We start from the raw sequence: 6,715 nt of genomic DNA, 5'->3' as shown, positions 1-6,715 counted from the left end.
ATGTCCCAGGCAAGCGGAGCATCACTATTGATCTTGATCCGATGCAGCCCGAGCAGCCAATGGAATACAACCGCGTCGGCAACGTGCCACATGCCAAACCCGACCAGCGAAAGCCGCAGAATCTCACTCGTCGTGACGACGCGTGAATTCGTTGCTCGAGCCGCCACCAGCAAGATGCTGGCCAATACAAGCAACAGGTACATCACCAGATGAAAAAGGCCGTCGCTCATTACCTGGAACCGCAGGTCGGATCCGGGAGAGAAGGCTGAAAGCAAGTGATGCCACTGCAAGATCTGGTGCAGCACAATGCCATCGAAAAAACCCGCCAGCGCGAAGCCGACCAGCAGCCAACCGCAAAGCGCTTGGCGATTCACATCATGACGCGAGCGATTAACGGCATCATGGACTGACATCAGGTCCCCGCACGTCCGTGCCGCGGATCGGCACATATGGTCCCTTCTCAGCAGGGCCATGAAGGCCATGACGGGCCTCCAGCCAGAACACGAAAATCAATCCCCCGGCGATCGCCAAAAGCACCAGTAGGGCTGCAAACATCTCCAACATAGGCGTCGCTCCAGTCGGAACCGAACAGACCGTTCGTTCGGTTGTTCCAGCGGCCGAAAAATTTACCCTCCGTCAGCCGGGAACAATGCTCCGATTGCCCGGTTCGGTGCGCTTGGCGCGTGCACAACTCGCTGCCAGTCATCCGGCTGAAGATCGAGAGTTGCCATGTCCCCCACCGAGACAAGTGCAGAACTTCATTCTGGAGTCCGCCATCCCACCGGAGCCGCGCGCTGGCTGTTCTCGACCAATCACAAAGACATCGGAACGATGTATCTTGTCTTTGCGATCATCGCGGGCATCGTTGGAATGCTCCTATCGGTGGCGATGCGAATGGAGCTACAGGAGCCCGGAATTCAGATTTTCCCAGGCTTGGCTTCATTCATCTACGGTTATCAGGGCGATTCGGCGATCGACGGCGCCAAGCAACTCTACAACGTGTTCACCACTGCCCATGCGCTGATCATGATCTTTTTCGCCGTCATGCCAGGGCTGATCGGGGGCTTCGGAAACTGGATGATCCCGTTGATGATCGGCGCGCCCGATATGGCGTTCCCGCGGATGAACAACGTTTCGTTCTGGCTTCTTCCACCGGCCTTCCTCCTGCTCCTGCTCTCCATTTTCATGCCCAGTGTGCCTGGCGGCTTCGGCGCTGGAACCGGCTGGTTTCTCTACCCGACCCTGTCAACGTCGGGGCACCCGGGGCCTGCCGTCGACCTTGTTATATTGGCCCTGCACATCGCTGGCGCGTCCTCGATTCTAGGCGCCATCAACTTCATCACCACGATTTTCAATATGCGCGCTCCTGGCATGACGCTGCACAAGATGCCCCTGTTTGCCTGGTCGGTTTTGATTACCGGCTTCCTGCTGCTACTCGCTCTACCAGTGTTGGCCGGCGCGCTGACAATGCTGCTGACCGATCGCAATTTCGGCACCGCCTTCTTCGTGCCGGACCAAGGCGGGGACCTAATCCTCTACCAACATCTCTTCTGGTTCTTCGGCCACCCGGAAGTCTACATCATGATCCTTCCGGCCTTTGGCATCGTCAGCCAGGTCATCTCTACTTTTTCCCGCAAGCCGATCTTCGGGTATTTGGGGATGGTTTATGCAATCGTCGCCATAGGTGCGATCGGCTTTGTCGTGTGGGCGCACCATATGTACACGAGCGGGATCGGCCTCGATACCCAGCGCTACTTCACCTTTGCCACGATGGTCATCGCCGTTCCGACGGGCATCAAGGTCTTCTCCTGGATCGCCACCATGTGGGGCGGATCAATACGCTTACAGACGCCGATGCTCTGGGCTCTCGGCTTCATCTTCCTTTTCACGATTGGTGGCGTAACCGGCGTCCAGCTGGCCAATGCGGGGCTCGATCGCGAGCTGCACGACACCTACTTCGTTGTCGCCCATTTCCATTACATCCTATCGCTCGGCGCGCTCTTCGGTATCTTCGCAGGATGGTACTACTGGTTCCCCAAGATTACCGGATATATGTACAACTCCGTTCTTGCCGGGGTACATTTTTGGACAACGTTCGTTGGCGTCAATCTGGTGTTCTTCCCGCATCACTTCCTCGGCCTAGCAGGGATGCCACGGCGCTACATCGACTACCCTGACGCATTTGCCGGCTGGAACATGGTGTCCTCTTACGGCTCGTACATCTCTGGCGCGAGCTTGCTCTTCTTCCTGGCCTGTGTGATAGAAGCTTTCTCCAGGAGACGCCAAGTTGGCAGCAATCCTTGGGGTCCAGGAGCCACAACGTTGGAATGGATGCTGCCCTCACCCCCTCCGTTCCATCAGTGGGATAGCCTGCCGGTGATCAAATAACCGGCGCCTTTTTCGAAGCCTGAGGACGCCACGGCACTCGCTGCAGAAGATGATCTTGAGCAAATCCCACTGAAGGCAGGGCTGGTTTGGCCCGCTCCGCCTGGCCAATGCGGCGACGTCGAGTACCGCCCTGCGCTTTGCATGTGAGGCAGTGGACGCATAGGCCTGTGCCGTCGCAACTTGCCGCCGAGCGTGGCTTCTGTGAATGGATATTCTTTGCCCATGGCGATCTCCACAAAGGTCGCACCCACCCACCTTCTGATAAGGAGGCTCCTGACAGTCGCCAACAAGGGAACCGGATCGATTGACCGTCTTCGACCGCTTCTCTTCCTATTTGTGCCCGCGCTTCTTTGCGTCCGTTTTGGTCCTGTTTTGAGTCTCCCGGGCTAAACGCGCTTCCCTCAATCGCGCTGTTTTCTCTGCGCGTTCCTGCCGCTCAACCCGCATGATTTCGTCAGCCGCCCGCCTTGCGCGTTCATCCCGGTCATTATCAACCTGACGGATCATCTCACTCTTCCGGCTCTAAAGATCTGAGGAACAACGCTCCGCGAAGCGGGACGTTCCTGTCTTGGGATGATCAACTTGGATCTCCTCGAACGCTCGCTGGAATACGCGATAGCTAACTCTAGATCTTATTGTTCGAGGTGTTCGCTTTGAGGAATGCAACGAAGAACTCACTCTCCTCACACGAGCAAGAGTCTCTCAACGTTGACCGGAGGCAACAAAGTGAACTCCCCCAAACGCGCCGTGTGTACCGACCCCATCATAGTCTAAGCTGCTATCCAAGAACCGGCTCTAAACGGCCTCGCGACACTGAAAGTGTCCGGCCGGACACCTGCCTCAACCTGCTTCCACGTCACGGGATGCGCGATCGGGTAGCCGAGGCGGGCTCGCGGAGAAAATGCGCCTACGGCAGTGTTGCCTCGGCCGTTGCGGAGGTAATCAAGGAAGATGACGTCCTGCGCGTGCTGATGGACCAGCTGATAGAAGGTACCGCTCGGGGTCGGCGTCCACAAGGCACTGAGCCAGCGATCTGGCTAGTTTCCGCGCGCTATCGTGAGTCATGTTTGGCGGCAGCGGGGCCGTAAGATGGACGCCTTTGCCGCCGGTCACCTTCGGCCAGCTCTCCAAGCCAGCGGCTTCAAAAATCATACGGAGCGACAGCGCGGCCTCCATGACCACATCCCACGGCACGCCTTCGCCGGGATCAAGGTCCAATACGAGCTGGTCAGCGTGTTCGATGTCGTCGATGGTCGCGTTCCATGGATGAAGCTCGACGGCGTCCATTTCGACCAAGCCAAGCAAACCATCGAGGTCATCTACCCAGACCCGGACACCTTCGCCGCCTTCGCGCTTTTTGACTTTTAGCTGGTGCACCGACCGTGGAATCGGGGGCAACGGCCCTTTATGGTAGAACGTGGCACCGTAGGCGTGGCGGACGAGCTTCAGTGGTCGTCGGCCTAGATGAATCAGCGCCCGGTCGGCTACTCGCCGCCAGTATCCCGTCAGCTCGTCCTTGGATGGCGCGACCGCGTCCGGTAGCAACTGAAGAATGTTCTTTCGCGGGACGCCGTGCTTGCTTTCCACCCGGCGCTTGGAAGGAGCCGGAGGCTTGGCCGTAATTGGCTGAAGGTCCTCGCGCAATCCCTTGAACACCGCCTCGCGCAAGATGCCGCGGTCCGTCACACCGCTGAATTGCACCTCTGCCAGCACCTCTGGTCTGACCCACGTTGCCTTGGGTTTCTTGATGGGTGCCGACAACGGCGACTTCTCGATGATCAGCGGGTCCAGCCGCTCCCGAACCCGTTGGGCTGCTTGCAAGGTATAGCCGCTTTGCGCCTTCCCGGCATATAGCAGGCGGTCGCCGTCTCGCCTGCCTATGTAAAGCGAGGCGATGCGGCGCGGCTGAGCCCCGAGCTTCTCAACGAAGGCGACAATCGAGAACGTGTCGCTATTGATGCACTTCACCTTGAGCCAGCTTGTTTGAACGCCGGAACGGTAGGGAGAGTCGGCTCGCTTCGATACAATGCCCTCCAAGCCCATCCGGCAGGCATGGTCGAACACGTCGCTACCGCCCGCCTCCAAATGCTCGGCATAGGTCAGCGTCGGAGCCGTTTCTTTCAGCCAGCCATGCAGAGCAGCCTTGCGCTCTATGAGAGGCATCTGTCGCAGATCTCGACCGTTGAGGTGCAAAAGGTCGAATGCAAAGAACATGAGCTTTAGCGAGTTCGGGTTTCCCAGCTCCCGTTCGAGGGCTTGAAAGTCCGGCAGCCCAGTGGTGCCGAGGACCACCACCTCGCCATCTAGGATTGCCGACTTGACCGGCAGGTTGGCAGCCGTCTGAATTATGCGCTTGTAGCGGTGAGACCAGTCGTAGCCCCGTCGGGTGAATGCTCGTGCCTCCCCGCGCTCGATGACGATCTCTGTTCGATAACCGTCATACTTGATCTCGTGCAGCCAGTCGGAATCGGCGGGAGCTCTCTCGACCAGCGTCGGCGATTGGAACTCGATGAAGGTGAGTTGGCCTTTCCGCCTACTCATGCACTCGGAACTCTCTGAGCTGAGGAAATGGCCGGGAGCTGGTTGCGTTCCTTAGCAGTCGCTGAAGCATCGAGGTGGAACATTTTGCCTATGTCCGCTTTCTCTTTTCACGAGCGGAGGACAGACACATGGCAGACGACAAAAGCAAAACGGATTTCCGTGACCGGGACCGTGTCTCGGGTGATGAAGAATACGAAGTTGGCTATTTCGCCAGCAAGTTTGGGCTTTCGATCCCTCAAGTGCGCGAGTTGATCGCCAAGCATGGCAACGACCGCGAGACCCTTGAGGCAGAGGCGAAGCGCCTTGGGGTACGATGATGGCTCGCTACCGCGTAGACGAACTCTTCGGCGAAGATGTCGTCTCTACAAATGAGGCTGATGCTGACAACGCACTACAGGCAGTGGAAGATGTAACCGGCAAAGTCATCTCGCCGCGCGCGCTGCAGGAGCACTGGTTCCGCGTAACAGACGAGAGCGGCACAATCCATGAGTTCAGTGTCGATGCCGATCCAGCCAAGGTGTTCAGCAAGTAACCCGCCGCCGCCGGACCTAAACACCGGCCGACCTAACGAGTCATCTTGCATTGCGGCTCCTCGCAAATCGACCGCGCCGGTCGACGTTCTGAAAGGAGAAGCAACCTTCGACGTCTCCGGTCGTGTGACCACGGGATCGGCGCCGCGGCAGGCTTCCAAGCGCAATCAACGGTCTTGGCATTGCTATGATCACCTCTAACTGGTCCGGCTCTGGCGGGGCTATTCGCTGGATCCGGGTAGAAGCGCTCGCGGTGCTCCCGGCTGGACCTCGCCCCGCAGAAGGTGCGTTCCTCGAGTTTCGTGAGAATGAACTCAGGGGACCTCGTGGTACTCAGGTGTAACGAATTAGCTCAAAACGGAGTTCATCCCGGCATGAATAAACCGTCTGCTTTCGGGAAACGACCAGGAAGGCCTAAACGTCGGAAATCGGGGCGCAAAGCTGCCATTCGCTCAATCTCATCAGACTGAATGTCTGAAACGCGCCCCATGTGGGACGTTGAAGTCACGCTTGCCACCGCCTTATAGCGGACACTGCCGGCGACCACCCTGGAGGTCGCGGTCGCGCCACTTCCCGACTTTTCGCTGGCCCCAGTGATGGTCGCAAGCCGCCTTAGCCGCTCTCGAGAAAAGGCGAGAACACATCTCGGTGGCGTGGTGCCACCCTGCGCCGCTCGCTGGACTATACCGGCATCGGCCGCGATTGTTCCGTGGCTGCCGGTAGTGGGTCAAGGCGCGGGACCAGATCCTCTATTGTATCGTCCAGTAGCGGCGGTTCTTCTTCGGCTTCCTGCTTCGGCTCCACCATGATCAGTCCGACAATGATCAGCGCCAAGGACGCCCAGGTCAGTATTGGTATTGCTTCACCGAGCAACAGCATGCTCCAGCCGATGCCCGCCGCTGTTACGGCATAAGCGCTCTGGCTGGCGAAAACTGCACCTGTTGTCGAGATAAGGACCATAAAGAGCAGCATTGCCAGATTGGCAGCCACGGCCATCAGAACCACGATGACGCCGAGGCGTCCCGTTAACAGATCAAGCGGGATGAAATCATCGTAATAGGCCGCAATCGGGATGAGCAGCGCCACGGAAACGACAAGGGTGATCCCGAACAAAGCGACGCTGTCGATCGCAGCAGGCCTCCGCTCAGCCAAAAATATATCTTCGGTCGCGTAGGTGACGGGGATGACCATCGCAATCGCAATCCAGAGCCAGCTGGCGGTCATGTCCGCCGGCTGACCATAAATCAGAATGATGA

General features: G+C 58.3%; 5 protein-coding genes and 1 pseudogene. 3 read left to right on the top strand and 3 right to left on the bottom strand.

Features of this window, described 5'->3' with window-relative positions:
- Positions 1–413: DUF2243 domain-containing protein (locus EOA27_RS16350; RefSeq protein WP_127256693.1), on the bottom strand; the 413-nt coding region annotated here is incomplete at its 3' end.
- Positions 414–729: 316 nt separating this feature from the next.
- Here EOA27_RS16350 and ctaD point away from each other — a divergent pair.
- The gene (gene ctaD, locus EOA27_RS16345; RefSeq protein WP_126079518.1) at positions 730–2,388 is read left to right on the top strand and encodes a cytochrome c oxidase subunit I; all 1,659 of its coding nucleotides are present in this window, start codon (positions 730–732) and stop codon (positions 2,386–2,388) included.
- Between the two features lie 770 nt (positions 2,389–3,158).
- Here ctaD and ligD read toward each other — a convergent pair.
- Positions 3,159–4,929: pseudogene (gene ligD, locus EOA27_RS16340) on the bottom strand (DNA ligase D).
- Between the two features lie 128 nt (positions 4,930–5,057).
- Between ligD and EOA27_RS16335 the strand changes: the two are divergent.
- Together EOA27_RS16335 and EOA27_RS16330 are read left to right on the top strand one after the other, a co-directional pair.
- The gene (locus EOA27_RS16335) at positions 5,058–5,246 is read left to right on the top strand and encodes a DUF3606 domain-containing protein (protein WP_126079520.1); all 189 of its coding nucleotides are present in this window, start codon (positions 5,058–5,060) and stop codon (positions 5,244–5,246) included.
- A complete protein-coding gene (locus EOA27_RS16330; RefSeq protein ID WP_127256691.1) occupies positions 5,243–5,461 on the top strand; it encodes a hypothetical protein in 219 nt (72 codons plus the stop codon). Before EOA27_RS16335 ends, EOA27_RS16330 begins: the two co-directional genes overlap by 4 nt.
- A 679-nt stretch (positions 5,462–6,140) precedes the next feature.
- Here EOA27_RS16330 and EOA27_RS16325 read toward each other — a convergent pair.
- Positions 6,141–6,715, bottom strand: a 575-nt coding sequence (locus EOA27_RS16325; protein WP_145970373.1) for a DMT family transporter, incomplete at its 5' end; no start/stop codon positions are given.

It is taken from the genome of Mesorhizobium sp. M2A.F.Ca.ET.037.01.1.1 (assembly GCF_003998075.1).
GTDB lineage: Bacteria > Pseudomonadota > Alphaproteobacteria > Rhizobiales > Rhizobiaceae > Mesorhizobium.
Note: the sequence above shows the minus strand (reverse complement) of the source record. Positions and strands in the feature narration are given on the sequence as shown.